Source organism: Priestia sp. JV24 (assembly GCF_025910025.1).
Lineage (GTDB): Bacteria > Bacillota > Bacilli > Bacillales > Bacillaceae_H > Priestia > Priestia megaterium.
In genome coordinates, this window is the sequence record NZ_JAPCIN010000007.1 from 60,807 (window position 1) to 84,829 (window position 24,023).

25 protein-coding genes, 1 pseudogene and 1 riboswitch are annotated in these 24,023 nt (G+C 38.1%); of the genes and pseudogenes, 20 read left to right on the plus strand and 6 right to left on the minus strand.

Features of this window, described 5'->3' with window-relative positions:
- Positions 1 to 27: 27 nt before the first annotated feature.
- The 7 genes from OK414_RS01405 to OK414_RS01435 all read left to right on the plus strand — a co-directional run bounded on the left by OK414_RS01405 (position 28) and on the right by OK414_RS01435 (position 6,818).
- The gene (locus OK414_RS01405; RefSeq protein WP_034654721.1) at positions 28 to 1,242 is read left to right on the plus strand and encodes a DUF418 domain-containing protein; all 1,215 of its coding nucleotides are present in this window, start codon (positions 28 to 30) and stop codon (positions 1,240 to 1,242) included.
- A 35-nt stretch (positions 1,243 to 1,277) separates the two neighbouring features.
- Positions 1,278 to 1,961 carry an ABC transporter permease gene (locus OK414_RS01410; protein WP_034654723.1) on the plus strand — a complete coding sequence of 228 codons (684 nt, stop codon included), beginning with the start codon at positions 1,278 to 1,280 and terminating at the stop codon, positions 1,959 to 1,961.
- A gap of 1 nt (position 1,962) precedes the next feature.
- Positions 1,963 to 2,895, plus strand: a complete 933-nt coding sequence (locus OK414_RS01415) for an ATP-binding cassette domain-containing protein (protein WP_034654726.1) — start codon at positions 1,963 to 1,965, stop codon at positions 2,893 to 2,895.
- 145 nt (positions 2,896 to 3,040) lie between these two features.
- Positions 3,041 to 3,634, plus strand: coding sequence for an undecaprenyl-diphosphatase (locus tag OK414_RS01420; RefSeq protein WP_216876240.1), 594 nt, complete (start codon positions 3,041 to 3,043; stop codon positions 3,632 to 3,634).
- Between the two features lie 152 nt (positions 3,635 to 3,786).
- Positions 3,787 to 4,206, plus strand: coding sequence for an organic hydroperoxide resistance protein (locus OK414_RS01425; RefSeq protein WP_095380362.1), 420 nt, complete (start codon positions 3,787 to 3,789; stop codon positions 4,204 to 4,206).
- A 105-nt stretch (positions 4,207 to 4,311) separates the two neighbouring features.
- Positions 4,312 to 4,495, plus strand: a riboswitch (cobalamin riboswitch).
- 132 nt (positions 4,496 to 4,627) lie between these two features.
- On the plus strand, positions 4,628 to 5,425 hold the full coding sequence (locus OK414_RS01430; RefSeq protein WP_263045954.1) for a sodium:proton antiporter: 798 nt from the start codon (positions 4,628 to 4,630) through the stop codon (positions 5,423 to 5,425).
- A 229-nt stretch (positions 5,426 to 5,654) separates the two neighbouring features.
- Positions 5,655 to 6,818 (plus strand): M20 family metallopeptidase, encoded by a 1,164-nt coding sequence (locus tag OK414_RS01435; protein ID WP_034654731.1) that lies wholly within the window; start codon positions 5,655 to 5,657, stop codon positions 6,816 to 6,818.
- A 69-nt stretch (positions 6,819 to 6,887) separates the two neighbouring features.
- Here OK414_RS01435 and OK414_RS01440 read toward each other — a convergent pair whose 3' ends face one another.
- Positions 6,888 to 7,310, minus strand: a complete 423-nt coding sequence (locus tag OK414_RS01440; protein WP_016762814.1) for a DoxX family protein — start codon at positions 7,308 to 7,310, stop codon at positions 6,888 to 6,890.
- Positions 7,311 to 7,615: 305 nt separating this feature from the next.
- Between OK414_RS01440 and OK414_RS01445 the strand changes: the two genes are divergently transcribed.
- Positions 7,616 to 8,140, plus strand: coding sequence for a type 1 glutamine amidotransferase domain-containing protein (locus OK414_RS01445; RefSeq protein ID WP_013055087.1), 525 nt, complete (start codon positions 7,616 to 7,618; stop codon positions 8,138 to 8,140).
- On the opposite strand, the gene OK414_RS01450 is transcribed toward OK414_RS01445, so the two are convergent.
- Positions 8,101 to 8,427, minus strand: coding sequence for a hypothetical protein (locus OK414_RS01450; RefSeq protein WP_013081486.1), 327 nt, complete (start codon positions 8,425 to 8,427; stop codon positions 8,101 to 8,103). The two genes, OK414_RS01445 and OK414_RS01450, sit on opposite strands and share 40 nt — an antisense overlap.
- A 346-nt stretch (positions 8,428 to 8,773) precedes the next feature.
- Here OK414_RS01450 and OK414_RS01455 point away from each other — a divergent pair, with 346 nt between their 5' ends.
- Positions 8,774 to 9,262, plus strand: coding sequence for a DinB family protein (locus tag OK414_RS01455; RefSeq protein WP_263045955.1), 489 nt, complete (start codon positions 8,774 to 8,776; stop codon positions 9,260 to 9,262).
- Between the two features lie 25 nt (positions 9,263 to 9,287).
- On the opposite strand, the gene OK414_RS01460 is transcribed toward OK414_RS01455, so the two are convergent.
- Complete coding sequence (locus OK414_RS01460; RefSeq protein WP_013081488.1) at positions 9,288 to 10,040, minus strand: lipase family protein; 753 nt, start codon at positions 10,038 to 10,040, stop codon at positions 9,288 to 9,290.
- 254 nt (positions 10,041 to 10,294) lie between these two features.
- Between OK414_RS01460 and OK414_RS01465 the strand changes: the two genes are divergently transcribed.
- On the plus strand, positions 10,295 to 11,749 hold the full coding sequence (locus OK414_RS01465; RefSeq protein WP_116078130.1) for an alanine/glycine:cation symporter family protein: 1,455 nt from the start codon (positions 10,295 to 10,297) through the stop codon (positions 11,747 to 11,749).
- Positions 11,750 to 11,781: 32 nt separating this feature from the next.
- Here the strand turns inward: OK414_RS01465 and OK414_RS01470 are convergent, their stop codons facing one another.
- Entirely contained in the window at positions 11,782 to 12,837 is a 1,056-nt protein-coding gene (locus OK414_RS01470) for an aromatic acid exporter family protein (protein ID WP_095380365.1), read from the minus strand.
- Between the two features lie 143 nt (positions 12,838 to 12,980).
- Between OK414_RS01470 and OK414_RS01475 the strand changes: the two genes are divergently transcribed.
- Positions 12,981 to 14,153, plus strand: a complete 1,173-nt coding sequence (locus OK414_RS01475; protein WP_205662143.1) for a M20 family metallopeptidase — start codon at positions 12,981 to 12,983, stop codon at positions 14,151 to 14,153.
- A gap of 54 nt (positions 14,154 to 14,207) precedes the next feature.
- On the opposite strand, the gene OK414_RS01480 is transcribed toward OK414_RS01475, so the two are convergent.
- Entirely contained in the window at positions 14,208 to 14,663 is a 456-nt protein-coding gene (locus OK414_RS01480; protein ID WP_016762818.1) for a ferritin-like domain-containing protein, read from the minus strand.
- 151 nt (positions 14,664 to 14,814) lie between these two features.
- On the opposite strand from OK414_RS01480, the gene corA reads away from it, so the two are divergent.
- The 3 genes and pseudogenes from corA to OK414_RS29945 all read left to right on the plus strand — a co-directional run.
- The gene (gene corA / locus OK414_RS01485) at positions 14,815 to 15,780 is read left to right on the plus strand and encodes a magnesium/cobalt transporter CorA (RefSeq protein WP_205662145.1); all 966 of its coding nucleotides are present in this window, start codon (positions 14,815 to 14,817) and stop codon (positions 15,778 to 15,780) included.
- Positions 15,781 to 15,934: 154 nt separating this feature from the next.
- Positions 15,935 to 17,521 carry a DcuS/MalK family sensor histidine kinase gene (gene dcuS, locus OK414_RS01490; protein WP_034655324.1) on the plus strand — a complete coding sequence of 529 codons (1,587 nt, stop codon included), beginning with the start codon at positions 15,935 to 15,937 and terminating at the stop codon, positions 17,519 to 17,521.
- Positions 17,514 to 17,846: pseudogene (locus tag OK414_RS29945) on the plus strand (response regulator); the annotation flags it as partial. The gene dcuS and the pseudogene OK414_RS29945, both read left to right, overlap by 8 nt.
- Before the next feature lie 241 nt (positions 17,847 to 18,087).
- Here OK414_RS29945 and OK414_RS29950 read toward each other — a convergent pair.
- On the minus strand, positions 18,088 to 18,237 hold the full coding sequence (locus OK414_RS29950; RefSeq protein WP_350494489.1) for a DUF952 domain-containing protein: 150 nt from the start codon (positions 18,235 to 18,237) through the stop codon (positions 18,088 to 18,090).
- A 142-nt stretch (positions 18,238 to 18,379) separates the two neighbouring features.
- Here OK414_RS29950 and OK414_RS01500 point away from each other — a divergent pair, with 142 nt between their 5' ends.
- The 6 genes from OK414_RS01500 to OK414_RS01525 all read left to right on the plus strand — a co-directional run bounded on the left by OK414_RS01500 (position 18,380) and on the right by OK414_RS01525 (position 24,015).
- Entirely contained in the window at positions 18,380 to 19,039 is a 660-nt protein-coding gene (locus tag OK414_RS01500) for a B12-binding domain-containing protein (RefSeq protein WP_013055098.1), read from the plus strand.
- On the plus strand, positions 19,026 to 19,778 hold the full coding sequence (locus tag OK414_RS01505) for an STAS domain-containing protein (RefSeq protein WP_034654746.1): 753 nt from the start codon (positions 19,026 to 19,028) through the stop codon (positions 19,776 to 19,778). Before OK414_RS01500 ends, OK414_RS01505 begins: the two co-directional genes overlap by 14 nt.
- 80 nt (positions 19,779 to 19,858) lie before the next feature.
- Positions 19,859 to 21,166: an ATP-binding protein gene (locus OK414_RS01510; RefSeq protein ID WP_013081497.1), complete on the plus strand. Its 1,308-nt coding sequence runs from the start codon at positions 19,859 to 19,861 to the stop codon at positions 21,164 to 21,166.
- Between the two features lie 365 nt (positions 21,167 to 21,531).
- On the plus strand, positions 21,532 to 22,737 hold the full coding sequence (locus OK414_RS01515) for a DEAD/DEAH box helicase (protein WP_034654749.1): 1,206 nt from the start codon (positions 21,532 to 21,534) through the stop codon (positions 22,735 to 22,737).
- Between the two features lie 251 nt (positions 22,738 to 22,988).
- Positions 22,989 to 23,306, plus strand: a complete 318-nt coding sequence (locus OK414_RS01520; protein ID WP_013055102.1) for a hypothetical protein — start codon at positions 22,989 to 22,991, stop codon at positions 23,304 to 23,306.
- Between the two features lie 109 nt (positions 23,307 to 23,415).
- Positions 23,416 to 24,015, plus strand: a complete 600-nt coding sequence (locus OK414_RS01525) for a WXG100 family type VII secretion target (protein ID WP_013081499.1) — start codon at positions 23,416 to 23,418, stop codon at positions 24,013 to 24,015.
- Positions 24,016 to 24,023: the final 8 nt, after the last annotated feature.

A 24,023-nucleotide genomic window follows, 5' to 3' on the forward strand; every position in this document is an offset into this window, starting at 1 on the left:
CAGACACATAGTAAAGGAGTTAAAAGGATGAGTAATGATTTTAGGCGGGTTAAAGTAATTGATAGTATGAGAGGATTCAGCTTGTTTGGTATTTTACTAGCGAATATGCTGATTTTTCAATATGGCATTTACGGAAAGGATATGATTCATCTCTTCTCGCTATCACCAAGTGATTCAGCAGCCTATGTCTTTTTAAAAGTCGCGGTAGAGGAAAGTTTTATGCCGATTTTCACCTTTTTATTTGGCTATTCAATGGTGAAGATGAAAGAAAGCTTAGAAAGAAGGAAGCTAGGCGTAAAAAGGCATTTCTTTCGCCGTTTTCTTCTGCTTCTAGGGTTTGGCTTACTGCATGGAGTGTTTTTATGGGAAGGAGATATTCTTACGTTTTACGGAATGATGGGAGTATTTTTACTACTTTTCTTTTTAAAGCGTAAAGCCAAAACACTTTTGGTGTGGGTATCGATTTTGCTGGTCCTTACAGGAGCAGCCGGATACGGTTCATTAAACGATAATATGTATCTTCTTAGCGATAAACAAACGCTTACGACATATGTAAAAGATACGATTCATGTGTATGGAAGTGGAACTTATGAACAGATTAAAGACCACCGCAACAATGTTGATCCGATGAATATAACAGGATATAAATTTGCTTTTGCCTTCTTGTTTACGCCATTTATAATGGGCGCTTTGTTTTTATTTGGTATGTATGCAGGAAAGAAAAAGTGGTTTTACGATGTTTCAGCTAATCAAAAACAGTATGGCCGTTGGGCAGCCGCGCTGATTCCGCTTGGCTTGCTGTTAAAAGGGACTATGTACGTATGGCCAGATGCTAATTGGGCTGGTTCTACACATATGTTAGGTGGAAGTCTTCTATCTCTTGGTTATATTGCAGGCTTTGCTTGGTTATATGCAAAATACGAGAAGTCATTTTTGATAAAGGCTTTTGAAAGTGTAGGCAGGATATCGCTTAGTAATTATTTAATGCAAACGGTCATATGCACGACGATTTTTTACGGTTATGGATTAGGTTATTTCGGAAAGCTCGGCATGATTGCAGGGATTTTTGTCTGTATAGGTATTTACGGAATTCAGCTTATCGGCAGCTATATGTACGTACAAAAATTTCAAACTGGACCGGTGGAGAAGCTACTGCGTATATGGACAAATTTTTCTTGGAGTGGAAAGCCCAAAGAAAAAAAAGCTTTACCGGCGGAAGTAAATCATCCTTTTGTTGGATGATAGCAGTCAAACTTATTTAAAAGGAGATTTTGGAAATGTGGGCTATTAGTTTAAAAGAGTTTCAAAGCTTATTTAAAAGTATTAAATCAATTATCGTTATCTTAATCGTATGCGGTGCTTCCTATGGAATAGCCCATATAGTTAGTCAACTTGGAGGTCAACTGACGAGTGCACAGATTCAAGATGGAGCCAACGGGGGAATTTTGGTGATGCTTCTCGGGTTCGGACCTTTATTTATTTCAAGTCTTTCTCATAATGTTATTAATCAAGAAATTAAGACAAGAACAGCAAGGTTTTTAGTTACCAAAACATCAAGAGAGCGTATTGTACTAGGGAAATTCTTAGGTATTTGCTGTTTCTGGCTTGTTTGTATCTCTATTTCATTTCTACTGATTGCGTTTATTTCGCATCATTTTTCTTTTTATATATTTTTAGAGTGCCTGCTATTCACCGTTTGTATCATTTCATTTGTTTTAATGCTTTCAGCTTTAATGCCAAGCCCAACTCATACTATGTTTTTATCAATTATTTTATCGTTTGTTCTACCGGTACTGAGCGTGTGGAGCATATTTTCATCAAAAGCGTACATTGCATGGTTTAAGTATGTGACACCCTACTACTATTTAAAGCTGGAGAAAGGGTATCTAACAGTTCTTCTTATTTTTGCAGCACTTTGTTTATGTACGGCACTTTGGAGTTTTAAAAGGAGAGAAGTATAATATGTATGCTATTGAAACAAGTAAATTAACTAAAAAATATGGATCTAAAACAGTTGTTAACGGTATTAATTTACAGGTATCACAAGGGGAAATTTACGGATTTTTAGGAAGAAACGGAGCAGGAAAGTCTACATTTATTAATATGCTTACCGGCGTTTCATTTCCTTCAGCAGGAGAATTTACGCTGCTGGGACAGAGTGATATTGATTTAGAGCTTCAGAAGAAAATAGGTGTGCTTCCTGACTATGCTAACTTTTATGATGAGATGACAGCGCTCAATCATTTGCGCTATTTTTTAAAGGTAAACGGCCATCGTTTTTCGAAAGAATACTGTAGTAATGTACTGAAGAAAGTAGGACTAGAAGGACATGAGCATCAGAAAGTTGGAAAGTTTTCATTTGGAATGAAAAAGAAGTTAGGAATTGCTCAAGCAATTGTAGCAGACCCAGATCTTATCTTTTTAGATGAACCAACTTCTGGAGTAGACGTTGAATCTGCTCTCCACATTCATGAACTAATAAGAGAACTCCAAAATCAAGGCAAGACAATTTTTATGACGTCTCATAATTTAAATGAAGTTGAGAAGATTTGTACACGTGTAGCGATTATGAAAAATGGGGTCATTTTAATAGAAGGTACAATGGAAGAGCTGCGCTTTCAATATCAAGCGAAAAAAACGGTGATGATCAAACATGATCCTTATCCAAACAGTCACAAAGAATACATTCAACAGTTTTTCCGTACGTTGAGTCCCGAAGTTGAATACCATCACATGTACACAAAAGTGATGCTTCAAAAAGAAAGAAATATTCCTCTTATTATTCGCGAATTGATTCAATGCGGCATCGACATTTATCAAGTTCACGTCGAAGAACCTTCTTTAGAAGAGATCTTTTTGCAAAAAAATATTGTGGATCACTCACAGGTGAGTTAATAGGCGAAAGGCGTTGATTTACTACTGAGCTTGAGTACATTATTTATAAATACCAGTTAGGAAGCTTCTGACAAAAACATGTTCATTTTCTCAAGAAACTGATAAGATAGCTAATGACATTTAAAAATAAGAAAGGATTTCGATTATGTTATCAGCTATTAATTCAGTAGATTATACCATCTTCCACGCGGTGAATCAGTATGCCTCACACGTAAAGCCTCTAGATTCGCTGATGGTATTCTTTGCAGATTATGCCCAGTATGTACTTATCGTTTTACTCGGCTTGTTTTTACTTATTAATAAAAACGGCAGCCGTGTTGTAGCATTTCAAGCTTTGTGTGCTTGTGCAACAGGAGTCATTATCAATAAAGTGATTAGTTTATTTGCTTATCGAGATCGTCCGTTTATCTCTCACCACGTGAATCAGCTCATTGATCACGCCGCGAATTCTTCATTTCCAAGCGATCATGCTACATCTGCATTAGTTATCACTTTTACCATTTGGCTGCATTTCAAACGCTCAGGACGCATGTGGGTTATAATAGGTGCACTTATTGCATTTTCACGCGTATGGGTTGGCGTTCACTATCCATTCGATGTGTTAACAGGAGCTATTTTAGGATGCGTGCTGGCGCTGTTTATTCATTATGTTATTTTTAATACGAAAATCATGAGAGCTATTACCAATCTGTCTATTTTTCGAAAATCAGCTTATGACAGGCAGTCTCAATATTATTAAGAAAAAGTCGCACATATGCGGCTTTTTTTATTGGGAAATTTTTAATGTATTTAATACTTGTTTTTTAAAATTAAATTGTGTACAATTAAATCACAGAAACGATAAATGAAAAACTTTTAATACAATTACTAAAAAAGAGGAGAGATTTATACATGAAAGCTTTATATGAAACAACAGTTGTTAACACAGGTGGAAGAACAGGAGAAGTTCACTCTTTAGATAACATCTTTAACTTAGACGTGGCAACACCGCCAGCGCTTGGTGGAGAAGCAACAACAGCAACAAACCCAGAGCAGCTATTTGCAGCTGGATACAGTGCTTGTTTCAACAGCGCGTTAGAATTTATGTTGAAAAAACATAACGTAGAAATCAAAAGAAGTGAAGTGAAAGCTACTGTTCAGCTGCTTCCTGATAAAGCTGATCAAGGAGTAAAAATTGGAGTAGCGCTTGAAGCTCATATCGAAGGCTTAGATTTAGAAACAGCTAAAAAATATGTAGACCTAGCCCATTCATACTGCCCGTATTCAAAAGCAATCAGCGGTAACGTAGACGTAATGGTAGAAGTAGTTTAATTGCTTTAAAAAGCCCTGCTAAGCATGTAAAGTTTAGCAGGGCTTTTCTATTTGAATTTTCTCTATTCATTTGTAAGCGGTACTAGTATAATGAAGAAGAAAATGAATTATTCGCACAGTTTAGGTGCTCTTACATAGCGTAAGAGGTAACAGGGAATCGAGTGCAAATCTCGAGCGGTCCAGCCACTGTAAGCAGGGAGTTTTCTATCTTATCGTCACTCAAAACGGGGAAGGCGGTAGAAAATGATGATCTCAAGCCAGGAGACCTACCTATTCTGTACACTTGACTCTTCTAGGAAAGAGGCGGTGTATCAAGGTACGCAGTGAGCAATTGCTGTTTATTTTCATATGCCGACACATCCTCAATTTCTATAGAATTGAGGCTTTTTTACGTTTTATTTTAAAAAAAGGAGTGTAGGAAATGGAAGGTTTATCAGTTTTTTTACTTGTCTTTTTATTAGGAATCAGGCACGGATTGGATGCAGATCACTTAGCTTTTATTGATGGCCAGACTCGATATAATTGGCGAATGGGCAGCCGTTTTGCCCCGTGGGTCGGAACGCTGTTTTCACTAGGTCACGGAGGAATGGTGGCCGTCACGGCCGGGATGCTGGGCGTGATGATGAAGAATTTTACGTTTCCATCGTATTTCGATCATTTTGCATCTTGGGTATCCATTATCTCTCTCTTTCTAATCGGGACATTAAACACATATCATTTGCTTCGAACCAAAAATAAAGAGGAAGAGTTTCAGCTGAGCGGGTTAAAAGGGAAGTTTATTCCGAAAATCGCAAAAGGAACAACGAATCCTTTTTTAATTATTCTTGTAGGAGCATTGTTCGCTTTAGCAGCCGAAACGGTCAGTCAAACGGCCGTGTGGTCTCTAGCTGTAGGGAACGCAGGCAAGTATACGCCGCTTTTGTTGGGACTAGTGTTTATGTTTGGTATGATGCTAACAGATACAATCGATTCATTGATTGTACATAAAATGGTGAATGAATCGAGTAAATTTGGACAATCTGCTTCTCGCTTGATGGGCTGGGTTATTGTTGTCCTCGCGTATGGTGTGTCGTTCTATTTAGCATTCACTTTCTTTAACCCATGGGCCGAAGTAAACTTTGAAATGGTTGGCATTATTCTGTTTGTTTTTTTAGTGTCTATGTTTGTTTTTGTGAGTGTGAAGTCAAAAGGGAAAAATATTAAAATAAATGTCAATTAGTCAAACGAAAGCTTTAATCTGTTGAAGATTGAAGCTTTTTTGTATGAATTTGTTGAAGTTTATGGCTATTTTCGGTCGGTTATGAATAAGTTAAAGTATTATCTGTATTTAAAGGATGGAAAATTGTCTGAAAACCATTATAATTAAGGATAATTTAAGATCGTTATGTGAAACGTAGAACATAGTTATACGTACGATAAATAAAAGCATTTAATGCAAGCAGCAGGGGTTGTTTGGAGGAGGAATTGATTTGAGTCAGGTAATGGTAGAACAAAGTGTATTTAGTTATTTAAAAGAACACGAACAAGAGATGCTTGAAGATTTAGTCGGATTTGTGAAAAAAGAATCACCGTCCTACAGCAAAGAGCTAGTAGATCAGTGTGGAATGTATTTAACGCAGCTATTTCAAAAGCGTTTAGGGGTAGGGTACGAAATCATAGAAGAAAAAGAAGTAGGAAACCATTTGAAATTTACGATTGGAGAAGGAGAAAAGCAGCTTTTAATTATCGGTCACTTTGACACGGTATGGGAAAAGGGAAGGCTGAGTCTAAGAACAGAGGGAAACAAGCTGTACGGTCCGGGAATTTTAGACATGAAAGGCGGCATTGTCCAATCTATATGGGCGATTAAAGCGATTCAAGAGCTTGGCTTATCGCTCGATAAAAAAATTGTGTTTTTCTGCAATTCGGATGAAGAGATTGGGTCAATTTCTTCTAAAAAATACATTGAAGAAGAAGCACAAAGAAGTGAAGCAGTGCTAGTAGCGGAACCGGCGGTGGCGGGTTCAGGTGCGTTAAAAACGTCGCGCAAAGGAGCGGGGATTTTCACCGTAAAAGTATGGGGACGAGCAGCACACGCGGGTAATCACCACAAAGAAGGAATCAATGCGATTGAAGAGCTGGCGCGCCAAGTGATTTTTCTGCAGAGCTTAACTGATTATGAAAAAGGTACAACGGTAAACGTTGGGACGTTTACCGGCGGCAGCGGTACAAATGTAGTGCCGGAATATGCAGAAGCGCACGTGGATTTACGTGTTTCTACAGAAGAAGAAGCAAAACGCATGACGGATATTATTTTGAATTTAACACCCATTTTAAAAGGGATTAAGCTCGAAGTAACGGGAGGTATGAATCGTCCTCCGATGGTCAAGTCTAAACAAACGGAAGAGCTATTTGAATGCGCTCAGTCAATCGCGGCGAAACTGGGTATGAAATTGGAAGAAGCAGCTGTGGGCGGGGGAAGTGATGGCAATTTTACAGCGGCCATTGGCGTTCCCACGTTGGATGGATTAGGAGCATGCGGAAAAGGAATACATGCGGAATATGAACATATTCAAATTGATACGTTGTCCGAGCGTTCTTCTTTATTTGCGAATTTGCTGCTGCAAATATAAAAAAAGCCCGCCTCAAACGGCGGGGACTAATCTCAAAGCTTATATTGGGAGAGTATAAGCGTTCTTTTTTTATTTACTGCTTTCTTCTTGAAGAGAAAAGGCAGTTTCTTTCTTTTTGAATACCACTGCATCAAGAGCAAGGAACTGGCTTCCTGCAAGAAATAAGTGAGCAGACATGGCAATTAAGGCAATATCAAACTCAAACCCGCCAACAAATCCGCTTTTAAGCTTGGCTGTAAAAATGGCGCCAAGCATAACTGCCACAAATAAAGCAGATACGACTCTTGTTGCTAGGCCAAGAATAATAAGAATCCCACCTACGAGTTCAATGGTTGCAACAATATATGCCATGAAACCAGGGATTCCTAAGCTATCGAAGAACCCTACTGTATTTTCAATCCCGCCTTGCCATTTTTGAAAGCCGTGTACTAAAAATGTAAAACCTAATACTAAACGAATAATAAGTGAACCAATTTCGACGTTTTTATTCAATTTACTTCCTCCTTTAAGTGTATTTGAAAAACACTACATTATGTAGTGTAAAAGCCCGAAAAAAGAAATGTAGCAATTAAATCAGAAAGTCTTTCTTATTTGGATAATTTTACAACATTATGAACATCACACTACAAATTGTAGTGTGATGTTTGTCCTCAGTCAAGTGAAAATATAAAATTAGACCATTTGGCATACGAAAATTTTCTGAAGAGCACTTGAAAAATCCTTTAATTATGTACAATTTAGTCCCTTATTTTCAATCTTATTCTCCAACATGCTATACTGATGGCGGAGGTGTGACGATGCGTTTAGAAAATAAAAGAGTTATTGCGCTTGTTAGTGCAGACTTTGAAGATCTAGAACTATGGTATCCAGTGATGCGTCTTCGAGAAGAAGGAGCAGAAGTACATTTAGTTGGAGAAAAAGCAAACGAAACGTACATGGGGAAATACGGTGTTCCAGCCGTATCGGACTACGCGTTTAAAGATGTTGATCCAGCTGAATATGACGCTATTTTAGTACCTGGGGGCTGGGCGCCGGATAAACTGCGCCGCTATCCTGAAGTAATTGAAATGGTTCGTCATATGGATGAACAGCAAAAGCCAATCGGCCAAATCTGCCATGCAGGATGGGTATTAATTTCTGCAAAAATCTTAGATGGTCGAAACGTAACAAGTACGCCAGGAATCAAAGATGATATGGAAAATGCGGGAGCTATTTGGCATGATGAAGCAGTCGTAATCGACGGCCACATTATTTCAAGCCGCCGTCCGCCAGACCTTCCTCCTTATGCAAAAGCATTTGCTGATGTACTAGCAGAGCAATAAGAAAAAAGCCGAAACCACATTGGTTTTGGCTTTTTTATAAGATCCGCTAAAAAAAGAAATGATAAAGTAAATAAAAAAGTATCATTAAAAAAGCGAGCAGATGCATCTGCTCGCTTTTGTTCGTGTTTCTTATCAGTAACTTGCTTTTGCAAGTGTAAAAACAAAATGATTACTTTCTTTATAAAATCCATGATTACGGTTTTTGTATGTTTCGTTGTTGTTAGGGCACAATTAGCATTGATTGTGCTTGCATGGATTTCATCCATTGCCGCGGTTTGTTTTTCCACATGATCGATTAACCTAAACGACGCAAGCCCTACCTCTCTTGCATCCTTACGGCTCCGAAGCCGATCCAGTGTGAATAAGTTTTGTTCAAAGACATGTGTCGAATGCCAGTATTTTTACCTTGCATTGTACGATACATCCTTTCAAGTTACTTTCACTATGTCCAGCTCTTAAAGAAAAGCCAGAAATATAAATATAACACCTCAGTTGATCTATGTCAAATAGAAAATGTGATTTTTTCACGTGAAACAATTGCAGCTAAAACATGGTTAAATAAAGGGATATCTTTTTTATATGGAAGAGTTTTTTGATACGATAAGTTAGAGGAATCCTAGAGGAGGATGAAAAATGAATAAAAATGAACAGTTTCGAAATGATGTATTGAGAAGTGTAGAATCATTAACATATGAACAATTAAATCAACAGCCAGCATCTAATACATGGAGCGTTATGCAAGTATTAGAACATTTATATTTGATGGAGCGCATGATTGTTTCACGTGTAAAGGATCAGTTAGAAAACGGTGTGGATCAGCCGACTGAAGATAAGCCGTTTCATTTAGCGGTAGACCGTTCGCGAAAAGTAGATGCACCGGCTCAAGTTACGCCTTCTAATGAAAAGCAGACATTAGAAGAAATGAAGAGTAAGCTGGCAGAATCAAGAGCAGCTTTAATAGAGCTAGAGGAAACAGCAAGTGAAGACAAGCTAAAGCAAAAATCATTTCCACACCCTGTGTTTGGGTTAATGGATTTAAAGCAGTGGATTGATTTTATTGGCTATCATGAAAAGCGTCATCAAAAACAAATAGAAGAAATCAAAACAGCAATTGGTGCATAAAAAAACAGGCAGTCCGCCTGTTTTTTTATTTTTGGACCAAAATAGGATAGTCCGACATCATCCAAATACCAACACTATATGTTTGGGGATTATGATTCCCTACGGTAGAGCCTGTTTGAATCGTAAACGAGAGTTGCAGAGGATCTTGATCGTAATAAATAGTTTGCTTGGTGGAAGGGGAATAAAGGCGCTTCGGAGGGATTTTAGGAACCGTATCCGTCGTGTTAACAAAACAGCGGCTATTTGAAACAAGATTTGTGTATGTTTGAACGAATTGAGGATCACCTACTCGAGGAGCTCCGTAGTTGTACATTGTAACTTCCGGAAAAGATGCGTTTGTGGCGACATCTAAGGCATGAAGAGCAGCGAGTGCACCACCTAGGCTATGCCCTGTTATATAAAGTGGCTTGGGGGTAAGGGACTGATATGTTTCAAAAATTTCATCACGGCATGATTCGTAAACGGCTAAAAAACCTTCGTGGACGAGACCGGCTTGTTGATTGTATGGATAAGGGCGCTGCCGAATGCGAGCATCAGCAATCCAGTCTGCCTCAGATTGAGTTCCTCGAAATGCAATTACGATAGAGTCATCAGATTCTAAAATAAAACCAAACCATTCTTGCACCCCTACGGCAGAAGCTTTAAACGATTTAATAAGCCGGTAGCCTTCAGGTACATCAAATGTGCCTCCCTGTGCGTATTGCTTATAAGCTAAGACGCACGCATAAAGAAGGTCTAGAGCTAAAGGACGATAAAATAAAGGCTCTATTCTCATCATTGTTTTTCACACCTTCTAATAGAAAATAACTCCTATAGCCTATGTGTTCCTGAGAAGAAAGGTGCAGATACCTCTCTTTTGAAAGCGATAATTACGGAATGTAAACGGTTTATCGTTGGATGTTTTTGAGGATTTTACAAGTTTTTTTGTATATTTTAACTAAAAATTAGTTTTAATTTAGAGTTTTATTGTTAAAATTTATAATTTAACTTATAATTTAAAATAGTCTGAATCTAAAATAAGGGGGTTATCGTTTGGAGCAATTTGTAACGAGTTTGAATAATGTGCTATGGAGCACGCCTGTTATTTATGGGTGTCTTGCGATTGGCCTGTTTTTCTCAATTTTAACGAGGTTTTTGCAGGTGAGACACTTAAAAGACATGATTATGCTGATGTTTCAAGGTAAAAGTTCAGAAGCAGGAGTTTCTTCCTTCCAAGCCCTGTCTCTAGCGCTGTCGGGACGAGTCGGAACAGGAAACATTGCTGGAGTTGCGACAGCTATCGCGTTTGGAGGTCCAGGGGCTGTATTTTGGATGTGGGCTGTTGCTTTTATTGGTGCTTCTAGTGCATTCATCGAATCAACACTTGCTCAAATTTATAAAGTTAAACAAGATGGCCAATATCGAGGTGGTCCAGCGTACTACATTGAAAAAGGAACAGGTATGAAATGGTATGGCATTTTATTTGCTATTGCAGCACTTGTTGCGATGAGTATCTTAATGCCGGGTGTTCAGTCTAACTCCATCGCGCTTGGAATCGACAACGCATTTGGCGTTAGTCCAACGGTTACAGCAGTAGGATTAGTTATTATTCTTGCTTTTATTATCTTTGGAGGCGTTAAGCGTATTGCAGGAGTGGCCCAATTCGTTGTACCTTTTATGGCACTTGGGTATATTATTTTAGCTCTTATTATTATTGCCATGAACATTTCCGAGTTGCCGGGAGTTATCGCTCTTATTTTTAAAAGTGCTTTTGCATTAGATTCTGCTTTTGGAGGAATTGTTGGTTTAGCTGTTTCTTGGGGAGTTAAGCGAGGCATCTATTCAAACGAAGCAGGACAAGGTACAGGGCCTCACGCAGCAGCTGCAGCAGAAGTTTCACATCCGGCGAAACAAGGTCTCGTACAAGCTTTTTCGGTTTATATTGATACACTGTTCGTTTGTTCAGCAACAGCGTTTATGATTTTATTCACAGGCATGTACAACACGGAAGGACCAGGCGGTTCATTTATTATTTCAAATTTACCGGGTGTAGAAGCAGGACCTGGATTTACACAAGCTGCTATTGAAACAGTGTTGCCGGGGTTCGGAGCTGGGTTCGTGGCAGTGGCTCTATTTTTCTTCGCGTTTACAACGATTATGGCTTATTATTACATTGCTGAAACAAATATTGCTTATCTAACTCGCGGAAAGAACGGAAAGTGGGCTATGTTTGCATTAAAGCTTGTCCTGCTGGGAGCTACGTTCTACGGGTCAGTTAAACAAGCATCACTAGCTTGGGCGTTAGGTGATGCGGGACTTGGTATCATGGTATGGCTAAATTTAATTGCTATCTTAATTTTAGCTAAGCCTGCGTTAGTTGCATTAAAAGACTATGAAGCTCAGAAAAAACAAGGGGTAGACCCTGTGTTTGATCCCGTTAAACTAGGAATTAAAAATGCAGACTACTGGGAGAAAGAATATAAGAAAGATGAGTCACAAGTTTCGTAAACAAGAAAATCCTCACATATGTGAGGATTTTTTTATGAAGAAAGCGAGACAGATGAGTTATTTAAGTTATATCGATCCTTCAAACAATGAATACGGTGTAGTTCTTCAAGCAGATGGTGAATTGCAAGCAGTTCGTAAAGCATTGTTGTTTCTGTTGAAAAAGGGTGATCCCCTCTGTTTTCTTCCTGCTTATGTGCCCAAAACCTTTGTTTTAAAGTCAAAACAAGCGTTTGATGATGCAAAGAGCTTTTATATTGTTCATTTTGTAAGACGTTATGAAAGGAAATGAATGTATCCCATATTACTTGATGTCTTGCACTTTGCAGCTGATGAGCAGGCAAGTAAATTAAATTACCAATATGGTAGACAAGCTGCCTCATAAGAGAAAGTTTCTTATATTCATAGTGGAATTTTCTCATAGCTGTACGAGTGAAATGATGAAACTTCCATTCTTTCCGCTGATACTCACAAAGAGTCTCAATTTTTTCAATTTCAGCGGAAAGCTGCTGAAATTGAAGCTTTGTTTGTTTATGACAAGCATGTACTTGGGAAAGTTCGCTTCCTCTTTGCTGTAGAACGCTGCTCATTTGTTTTGAGAGATTTTGAATTTTCCTCGTAATAATCGGTGTATAATTAGGAGGAAGAACGATGATATTCACAAGTGAAGAAGTAAGCAGCCCAATACTGGTGGTCGCTAAGCGAATTAAAAACGAGATAAAATAATGGTCGTGCACAATCGTCAGCATAGCCACTCCTGTTAGCGTAGCAACGAGTGTTCCTGCATGCAAACGCAATTTAGAACAGGATATAATAGTAGAAACAGCAACAAGCATATAGGTAAGCGGCGTCACTCCTAATAGGAATGTGTAAAGCATGGCAAAAGCAGCTCCGATTGCTGAAGCAGGAAAGCGGATGAACGCTTTTTTAATAGAATCGGCAGCTGTTGGTTCAATCGTAACAATAGCTGTAATAACAGCGAGCATATATGGCCAGCCGATAGACTGGCAAATGAGTGCAGTCAAAAAAACGGCAATGCCTGTTTTAATAATACGACCGCCTAAAAAATTGAATTTTTTTATGTAAATCATTATACATACCTTCTTTAAAACAGTTAGTAGTTTAATTATAAGGCATATTAAGGTGATAGGAAAACACGTCTTAAAAACTAGCTTTTAAAAAACGAATAAATATACTATAATTTGTTTAAATATTTAAAAGAGGAGTACGACTAATGAAACAATTAATAAATGAAGCAATTAATAAATTACAGGATACATTTTATGATGTAAGCAAATATATTGGACACAACCCTGAGCTTGGTCACGAAGAATTCAAAGCGTGCAAAGCATTAACGGATGTTTTAAAAGAACAAGGGTTCACAGTTGAAATTGGTACATGTGACTTGCCAACGGCTTTTACTGCTGTTTATGACAGTCAAAAGCCAGGTCCGTCGATTGGGTTTATGGCTGAGTACGATGCTTTGCCGGATCTCGGACATGCATGCGGACATAACTTAATTGGAACCATGTCGATTGCAGCTGGTATTGGTCTTAGTAAAGCAGTTGCAGAAACAGGCGGTAAAGTATACGTATATGGAACGCCTGCAGAGGAAACACGAGGCGGCAAGGTAACGATGGCTGAACAAGGCATTTTTAATCATTTAGACGTAGCTATGATGGTACATCCTTATTACTGTCACCAAAAAAGCGGACGTTCTCTTGCGATGGATGCCATTCAGTTTGAGTTCTTCGGAAAATCCGCGCACGCAGCTGCTGCTCCTCATGAAGGAATCAACGCGTTAGACGGCGTATTACAAACGTTCAACAGCATTAATGCGCTTCGCCAGCATGTGAAGCCGGATGTACGTATTCACGGAGTGATTACAGAGGGAGGCAAGGCGGCCAACGTTGTACCGGATTATGCAGTAGCACAATTTTATGTCCGCGCTTCAACTCGTGCATATGTAGATGAAGTGACAGAGAAGGTGAAGGCATGTGCAAACGGCGCTGCTCTAGCCACGGGAGCAAAATTAAAAATCTCAAACTATGAGTTTTCGTATGATGATATGCAAACGAATCAAACATTATCCGATGTCTATACAAATAATCTCATCTCATTAGGCGTGAGCGAACAAAGCATTACAGAAGACCAAGGCGATCATGGATCTTTAGATATGGGAAATGTAAGTCAGGTTGTTCCAGCTATTCATCCGTATCTTCAAATTTGTGATGATTATTTTGTTTGTCATACGCACGAATTTAGAGAAGCAGCTTTAAGTGAGCAAGGAAGAGAAGCAATGATACTCGGGGCACAAACAATGGCATTAACAGGGTATGACGTATTAACAAATCAAACGCTGCTCCAAAAAATCAAAGAAGAATTTAATGCTACAAAGTCAAAGTAAGAGGTAATGATAAAACCATACCAAATAATACGCTTGCGACTGCAAGCGTATTATTTAGTATGAGAAGTGGGACTGAATGGTTCGGAAAATTTGACCGTGGCGCTGTTCATCGCTCGCGGCTCGAACAATGCGGCTTTGAATTCGAGCATTTGTGATTCTTCTAGCGATTGATTGATAAAATGGAACGGTTTCTACTTCATCTTTAATGGATTCAGACACCCCTTCTTGAAAAGTATTTGGCAGTTTTATGTTTAATGAAATTTGTGGGTAGCTGCCTGATAAATCATAATAGGCCTTAGAAAACCAGTCAAAGTGTTTAATTTCATCCTGCCGAATACCTAATATAGCTTGTTGAACCTGATTATTAGGAGCCAGTTCTGCTAAGCGTGTATAGTAGTGAATAGCGGAAAACTCATCGTTTACAGCTTTGTTTATATCTCTTAGAAGCTGTTCGTCTAGCCTTGTATCATCTTCCCAATATTCTTCATGCCGGGAGTAAAATTCATACATATGGATATACCTCCTCACCGTTTTGTTCTCTTGTCGTCACCATCATCGTATGTATAGACGAGAAAAGACGTACATTAAAAGAAAAAAGTTTAACAAAATGGTAAAAAGGGTATGTGCAGAGAATAGTATCAAAAAAGACAGAGGTTATCTTATGATTAAAATTGTAGCTAAAACCAAAGAAGGAGCTATTAAAGAAATAGAAATGAATGAGATTCGTTCAAGCCATGACTTTCAATGGTATTGGGTTGATTTTTACAATCCCACCGAGGAAGAAAAAAAGCAGCTTGAACAATTTAATTTTCATCCTTTAGCAGTTGAGGACTGTTTAAATCAAGGTCAGCGCGCTAAATTTGAGTTGTATGATGAGCATTATTTTTTAGTCTATTATGCCCTTCATAAAGAAGAGCTTGAGCACTTAGAAGTATCTGCGTTTGTAGGGGATAACTTTTTAGTCACTTACCATATGGATAAGCTAACGAGCGTGGCTAGGGTATGGGAGCTTATCAAAAAAGACCCTGAGGCTACCGAAGATGGAACATGGGATATCATGTATGAACTCTTAGATCATACCGTTGACGAATACTTCCCCGTGCTTTATAAATTTGAAGATCACATAGACGACATTGAAGACAATGCAAAAGACGAACCTATGGATGAATTAATGAGGCAGCTTTATGACATCCGAAGTGATTTGTCACGAATGCGCCGCATTTTAAACCCCATGAGAGATTTAATGTATCGTATTATGTCAACTAATGCGTTAAAAGCAAAAGAGCAGGTTCACTATTTTAATGACATTTATGACCACTTATTAAATATGATTGAAATTATGCAAGCAAGCAGGGATTTGTCAAATGACATTCGAGAAAGCTTTATGTCCATTAACTCGGATCGTATGAATTCAATCATGTTTACGCTAACGCTTATGTCAGCTATTTTCTTACCGTTGACGTTTATTGCTGGCCTCTATGGCATGAACTTTTCATATATGCCGGAACTGACGGGGAAATATAATTATTTTATTGTACTTGGCATTATGATTGGGCTTGTAGGCCTAATGGTCTTTGCCTTTTATAAAATGGGATGGTTTAAATATCGAAAAGGACCGAAACTATAAAGTAGATTGTTAACCTTCCTGTATAAATGTTAATCAACTCAGTAAAAATGAAATTAAATAAGCGAAGATCTTATCTGACTCTAGATAAGATCTTTTTCTTGTGCTATAAACAAGAAAAGCAGGGAAGCGAGGGAAGAATGTGAAACACGGAAGAATGGGTCTGCGAAGCATCACGGTGCTGCTTGTATGCATGGTGGTGATTCTATCGCTATTGTTAACCGATTTATTAGTTAGCAGTTCAATTGGAAAAAATATTCGGGATCAACAGGCTGAAAAAGCTCGGACTATTGCTGCGATTATTTCAGAATCCACGAACGTGAAAGAAGGACTAGAGACAAAAACACCTCAGTCAATTCAAGAATTCACTAAACGAATTCGTAAAAAATCAAGCGTCTTGTTTATCGTTGTTATGGATATGAATGGAATTCGGCAATCTCACCCAGATCCTAAAAAGATAGGAAAGAGGTTTGCCGGAGGCGATGAGCAAAAATCATTGCACGGGAAATCTTATGTATCTGTATCAAAAGGAACGCTCGATAAATCTCTGCGCGCTTTTGCACCTATTTATAATGAAAAAAATCAACAAATTGGCGCAGTAGCTGTGGGGATTTCTTTGAATAATGTAAATGAAGCAATTAGAGATGGGCATCGTCGAATTGTTTTAGGTTCATTAATTGGTTTACTTGTAGGCATTCTTGGTGCTATTTTATTAGCGAATTACATAAAGAAAATTTTATTTGGCTTGGAACCCTCTGAAATTGCTAAAATTCTAGAAGAGAGAAGTACCATGCTGCAGTCGGTTCGTGAAGGAGTGATAGCTGTTGATAAAGAAGGTAATATTACACTTGCTAATCGTTCTGCACGCCGCTTATTTGTTAAAGCAGGGTTAGCACCAGAGCCAATCGGTTTGTCTATTCAAGAATATATGCCCACCTCCAGGCTGGACGACGTTTTGTCTACGGGGGAATCTCATTACGATGAAGAGCAATTCATAAATGGAGTAGCCATTGTGGTTAACAGGGTTCCGCTAGTAGTAAACGAAGAGATTGTAGGGGCACTCTCTACGTTTCGGGATAAAACAGAAGTTAACATCTTAGCAGAACAGCTAACAGGTGTTAAAATGTATGTGGAAGCGCTTCGAGCACAATCGCATGAATTTATGAATAAACTTCATGTGATTTTAGGAATGGTACAGATGAATTATTATGATGAGCTAAAAACGTATATTCATCAGCTTGTTAATCATCGTGTCGATGAATCTAGTTCAGTAACTAAATCTATTAAAGATCATGCGTTGGCAGGGTTCCTCATGGGCAAAATGAGTTATGCTAGAGAGGAAAGCGTAGAACTGACGTTTTCCGCTGATGAAGTTATTCCAGAACCTTCAGATCCACACGTTACTCATCATCTGATTACCATTATTGGAAATTTAATTGATAATGCAATTGATTCAGTTCGTCATCAAGCCTCTAAAAAAGTGTCCGTTATGCTTGTGTATAAAAACAATAAACTTACAATTCAAGTCACGGATACAGGCTGCGGCATTCCTTCCGATACAATGAATCAGATTTTCAAGAAAGGCTTTTCTACAAAAGGCACGAGCAGAGGGTTTGGGCTGCATTTAGTGAAGCAAACGATTGATGAACTAGGTGGCCAAATCGTCATTGACTCATTTATAAATAGCGGTACCACATTCTATATTGATATTCCGTACGAAACAAGGAGAGATCAAGTTGATTAAAGTATTAATTGTTGAAGATGACCCAATGGTTGCTCAGTTTAATCAAAAGTACATTGAAGAGATAGAGGGGTTTACAGTGGTCGCTGTTGCTCATTCGGGTCATGAAGCCTTGGTGAAGGTAAATGAATATCAAGTTGATTTAGTGCTGCTTGATGTCTTTATGCCTGGACAAAATGGTTTGAAAGTTTTAGAAGAGATTCGAACAAAACAAGAGGAAATAGATGTCATTTTTATCACCGCTGCTTCGGATGCCCAAACGATTCAGCAAGCTCTACGCTACGGAGCGATTGATTATTTGATTAAGCCTTTTACATTTGAACGCTTTTATCAAGCACTTTCGGCTTACAAACAAACATTTCGTACGTTAAAACAGCAACCTCAGCTTAACCAACAGGAATTAGACGGGCTGCTGTCTAATAAAAAAATAAAAGAAGCTCGGGTAGAGCCGTTGCCTAAGGGTTTAACGACAGGAACATTAGAAGTTATCGTAGAAGCCATTGAGCATCTTAAAGATCATCCTTTTTCGACTGATGATGTAGCTGAAAAAACGGGAATTTCAAGAGTGTCTATTCGGAAATATTTAAAATTTCTAACAGATATAGGTCTTCTTGGAGAAAGAATGACTTACGGCACAATAGGACGACCTGTGTATGCGTACTTATACAATGAACAAAACCGTCACTTGCTGCATCACTACCTCGTTGACTTTGAAAAATAAAGAGATTGACCTGTCAGAGACGTCCGGTGCTATCTTGTCAGTGTGAGAATATTTTACTGTAGAGTGCGGGTGAGTTAAGTGGTATGGTTGATAATAACAAAGGAAAAAACAAGTCGTTTGACTGAAAAAGAGGTGGTTTCTTGATTGAAAGCATAGAACGCTTGACTGAATTACTGTTATCAGGGAATCAAGATGAAGCTTGGAATATTGTGTGGAAAAAAAGACAGCAGGGTTTCGATACATTTTATATTTTTCAGCAATTCATTTCAGTGTCAATGGCTCAAATCGGTATGATGTGGGAAGAAGATGAAATTTCAGTGGCTGATGAACATTTAGCTACTACTACCTGTGACTATGTTTTGTCACGCTATCAATTGTGTATAAGACAAGAAGTTATTAAAAATGAAAAAAAAGGTCTGTTTTTGTGTATAGAAAATGAACAGCATTTTTTAGGTTTAAAAATGATTTCCATTCTCTTTGAAGAGCACGGATGGCAGACGAAACTTTTAGGGGCAGATTCTCCGCTTTTACATGCAACACACGCTGTTGAACAGTGGAAACCTGATTTAGTAGGAATCTCGTTCAGTTTAACTCATCATATAGAAAAAGCAAGCGAATATATAGAAGGATTACAAAAGACAAAACATCAGCCGCTTATTTTAGTTGGAGGCCGAGTAGTTTCAAACTATAAGTTTCCTCTTGTTCAAACAAATCAAGTTCGATTTATTGCACAGTTAGAGGAGTTGAAAGAGTTTTTTCATTATCAATCAATTAGGGGGATTAAGGTTGTCGACTATTAAATATTCTCCGCTTCCTGTTTTTATTATGGATGAGGAAATGAATATTCTAGCGCAATCTGATGAAGCAGCCGCTTTATTCGGAGAGGTTCAACATTTTTTAGAAATTGTTGACGAAGATAGTCAGATCAAAGCTAGAAAACGATTAGGGCAGAAGAAAAAAATAAAAACAGAATTAGTCATGCATTCGCGCAAAGCTAAAATGTCTCTTTATACGGTGAATTGCAAATGGGAGCAAGGTAAGGCGCATGTAATATGTGTAGAGGAAGATTCTCAAATTAGAATTCTTTCAGAAAAAATCCAACAACATACAGCGCGTTTATCTGAAACAGACTTAGAACTGCTGCTGCAAAAAGAACGATTAGAAAAAGCAATGAACCGAGTTATAGAACTGTCGGGACCGTTTATTCATTTATCGAACAACATGGTGCTTATACCTCTGTTTGGTGATTTATTTGAGGAAGTCATCATGAAAAATGAACATCGGCTGCTCAGACAAATAGATGAAGAAACGGTTGATCGAGTTATCATTGACTTTAATGGAATAGGTCAAATTGATGAACGAGGTGTTGCAGCCCTAGAACATTTAATATGGGAATTTCAGCTAATGGGTGTACAGATTTATTTAACAGGTGTGACACCCGATCATAGTCAATGGCTTCACCAGTATCATTTTCAAGCAAATGTAAAATCTATTAGTAACTTAGGTCAGGCCATTCATCAATTTTTTACAACGGCATGAAATGGCTACAAAAAGTGAACACTTCATATAAAGACAATAAGACAGGGGATCAATATTGATAAACAGGTGATTAAAATTTGGTGAAACACGCGCGTAAAGTAGCTTTAAGAATTTCAATTATATATATCATTATTGGCGCTGTATGGATCTTGATATCTGATAATATATCTAGAACATTAGCGCAAGGTCGTTTTGAAGTATATATTTTTTTTCAACAATACAAAGGTTGGCTTTTTATTTTAGCTACGGGGATTATTTTGTATGGGTTGGTATATAGGAGAGCTTATAAACTAGTGGAGTCCCAGCAAGAGCTCGTAGTAAAAGAACACGAACTTCAAACGAGCAATCAGCACTATCAATCTTTATTTAAACATAATCCCGATGGCGTTTTTGAAATCAGTAAAACGGGTGAAGTTCTTCTTGCTAATCCAGAAGGTGAAGCAATCGTTGGATACTCCAGTGAAGAATTGCAAAAGATGAAACCTTCAGCTCTTATCGCAGCTGAAGAGTTTGATATGTGTAAAGAGTATTTTAAAGAAGTGCTGAATGGAAAAGGTGCTAAGTTCGAAATGAATGTGATCAATAGAAAGCGAGAAAGACGGTTGCTTAGGTGTTCTTTGCTTCCCATCATCGTTCATAAGCAGGTAGTAGGTGTATTTATGATTGCACGCGATATTACTACATACCGTCAAGATGAAGAGCTTATGATAACCTCGGAAAAAATGTCCGTTATTGGACAAATGGCAGGTGCCGTCGCACATGAAATTAGAAACCCGCTTACTTCTTTAAAAGGCTTTGTACAGGTTATGCAAGCCTCTAAGGAAACAAATGACACATATTTAGATATTATGATGTCTGAAATCGACCGCATCAACTTAATCTCCAGTGAAATGCTCATTCTTGGAAAAAAGCAGCATGTATCTTTTGAAAAGACCAATTTATGCGAAATTTTAAAACAAGTTGTTACGCTAATGGAAGCGCAGGCAAATTTAAATAATGTTTCTATTTTATTGAAAGAAACAGCCAAAAGGCCTATTTATGTTTCTGCTGATTCAAATCAGTTGAAACAAGTTTTCATCAATGTGATTAAAAACGGTGTAGAAGCTATTATGGAGAAAGGTCATATTACAATAACAGTTGAAGAAAAAGATACACGAGCATTGATTCACTTTGAAGACAATGGAATCGGAATGAGTCAAGAGAGGATTGAACAAGTAGGAACGCCGTTTTATTCTACAAAAGAAGCTGGCACTGGCTTAGGGCTGGCCGTGTGTTACAAAATCATGGAGCGTCATCAAGGTACCATGCATTTTAAAAGCGGTAAAGGAAAAGGGACAACGGTTATTATTGATATGCCAATTATAGAACGAAACAGCCGCCTCTCGTAGCTCAGAGAGGCGGCTGTTTTCTTGAAAAAGAGGAAGTAAGCAGCTGAACCCTTTGCGTCTAGATCCATATAGGACATAAAACCTCCTTCTTATACAAGTTTTCGTCCATAATAAAGAGGATCATATTGTTTTCTATAGAAGCAATAGTGTATCATAGTTGAAGCTATGTTTATTGATGTAGAAAAGTTAAGGTAACAACCGATTTTTCTACTGACGCATTGACAGGGTCCCTTGGGATAAGAAAGGTTTATTTATAAATAGAAATTAAGGTCAGTATTAACGCACATGGCCACTGATACATTTGTTTAATTGAAATGAAAAAAATCGTTTATAATATCGAGAAAAGCATGGAAAAGGAGATAGATATGAGTCAGTTTATAGAGACTTTACAGCCTTTTTTACAAGAGGCGTGGAAAAAAGCAGGGTTCAATGAGCCTACTGTTATTCAAACGAAAGCTATTTCAGAGATTTTAGCTAATAAAGATGTAATAGGAGAATCCCCAACGGGAACAGGAAAGACGCTGGCATATTTGTTGCCTGTCTTACATCGCATTCAGCCGGGACCATCTCATATTCAAGCTGTTATTTTAGCATCTTCCCATGAATTGGTTATGCAAATTCACGGTGAAATTCAAACTTGGTCGCAGGGAAGCGGTATTTCAAGCGCTGCGTTTATTGGCGGAGCAAATATGAAACGGCAATTAGAAAAACTCAAAAAACGTCCCAATATCATTGTTGGTACCCCAGGACGTTTGAACGAGCTAATTAAAATGAAGAAATTAAAAATGCACGAAGTCAAAACAATTGTGATTGATGAAGCGGATCAATTGTTTGTACCTGAGCATGTTCAAACGGTTCAACAGATTGTAAAAATGGCGTTAAGTGATCGTCAAATCCTAGTCTTCTCAGCTACTGTATCAGAACGTACCAAATCGCTAGCGAAAGATATGATGAACCACCCTCTTGAAATAGAGGTAGGAAGAGATGAACTTCCGGCTTCAAAGGTAGAGCATGTATACATCAAAAGTGAAGCTAGAGATAAAGTGGACGTGCTTAGAAAACTAGTTCGTCAAGAACAAATGAAAGCTTTAGCCTTTTTTAAAGGAATTGATACTCTAATCGAGTTTGAAGAAAAATTAACATTTAAGCGTGTAGAAGCAGGGTCTTTACACAGTGAAACGAAAAAAGAAGATCGTGCTACGACGATTAAAGGGTTTCGAAAAGGAGATTTCCCTGTCCTATTAGCAACGGATGTCGCAGCTAGAGGATTAGACATTAAGGGGTTGACGCATGTAATTCACATCGATGTTCCTCAAGATGCAGATCAATACGTCCATCGCTCAGGTAGAACAGGCAGATCGGGAGCAGAAGGTACAGTCATTTCTCTTGTGACTGAACGTGAAGAGCGAAATTTAAAACAAATCGCACGTGAACTTCAACTTTCATTAGTGAAAAAAGAGCTTTATATGGGTGAAATCGTGGATGAAGGAACAAAAGAGCAGTCCCGTACAGCTAAAAAACCTTCAAAAAAGCCATTTAACAAGAAAAAGAAACAAAAAGGTCGAATGTAAACTAGGTATTCTTCCTTTTATAACAGCAGTGTCACAACCTAAAAAGCAACGTCTACTGCTTTATTACAGCAGCCTGGCGTTGTTTATTTTCTCTATTTTACCTGTATAAATAAGTAAAAAAAGAGAAATGTAGATATTTTTTCCTAGGTATGAAAATAGTTTGAATGATGGATTTTGTTTTTTGTAACCTTATTTTAACATTACTTTAAGAGACTTCTAATAAAAGAGGAAGAAGGACGTGGGGACATTTTATGGATGCAATTGATGATCTCTTTGACGACATAGAGCGAAGAAGAAAAAGTAAAGAATATAGTCGAGATGCAGATCAATTAGAATCATATTTACATGAAGTTCAACGTATCATGGAATTTCTTGAAGAGGGTATCTATCTGTTTCAAAATTCGCACCAACAATATGCGTCAGATTGGTCAGGGCGTTCTAAGAGCTCATATGAGGATATTTATAATGATATTACGCAATCTACTTTTCATCTGTACGACGTAAGGGATGAATTGTTTCAAACTTTACGCTTAGAAATTTCACGATTAAGAGAGTTAGCATCGGCGTAATAAATAACATTATCGACTCACTCCTTTAGAAAGTGAGTCTTTCCGTATAGGCTTAAAAAATGTTTGGATGATGACTGAAGGCTTACAAGAGATAGGGGGACGGACATACATGGAGATAAAAGTAAATCCAGAGGTGCTGCGGACATTTGCAGAGCGAATTCAGCACTCTCATTCACAGACGGCTGATGCACTTCAAAAACTAAGCTGGGAAGCTACAAATCTACATTTCTTGTCTGTTGCAGATATTGATAAAGTGCTGGACTTGCAGGAAGAGTTACAGCATATGATTCGCAAACTTGATTCGCTAACGGAAAACGCACATTTATTAGTAAAAGACACTGCAGAACAAATGAGAAAAGCAGATGGAGAGCTAGAAGGCTCTTCAGGCTGGACGGAGTTTTGGTCGAGCGTGTGGAGCAATGGGGGCACACATTCACAAGATACGTGGAATGACATAAAGAACTTAAAAGAATGGAATACGTATGACAATATGCATAGAACGATTGAAAAACCTTTAGGTACTCTTAATGTTATGTGGAATTCGCTTTCTATGTCTTGGGAAGAAAAAGTAGTGAATGGTTCTACATGCAGTCGAACCGAATTTTTTACTTATGGCGTTATTCAAATGGGGTTGGGCATTTTAAGTCAGGAAATGAATCCTTCAAACATTATGTTTAGTGACAGCACAGAGGAAGTGAAGAGAGAATGAATGAAGTA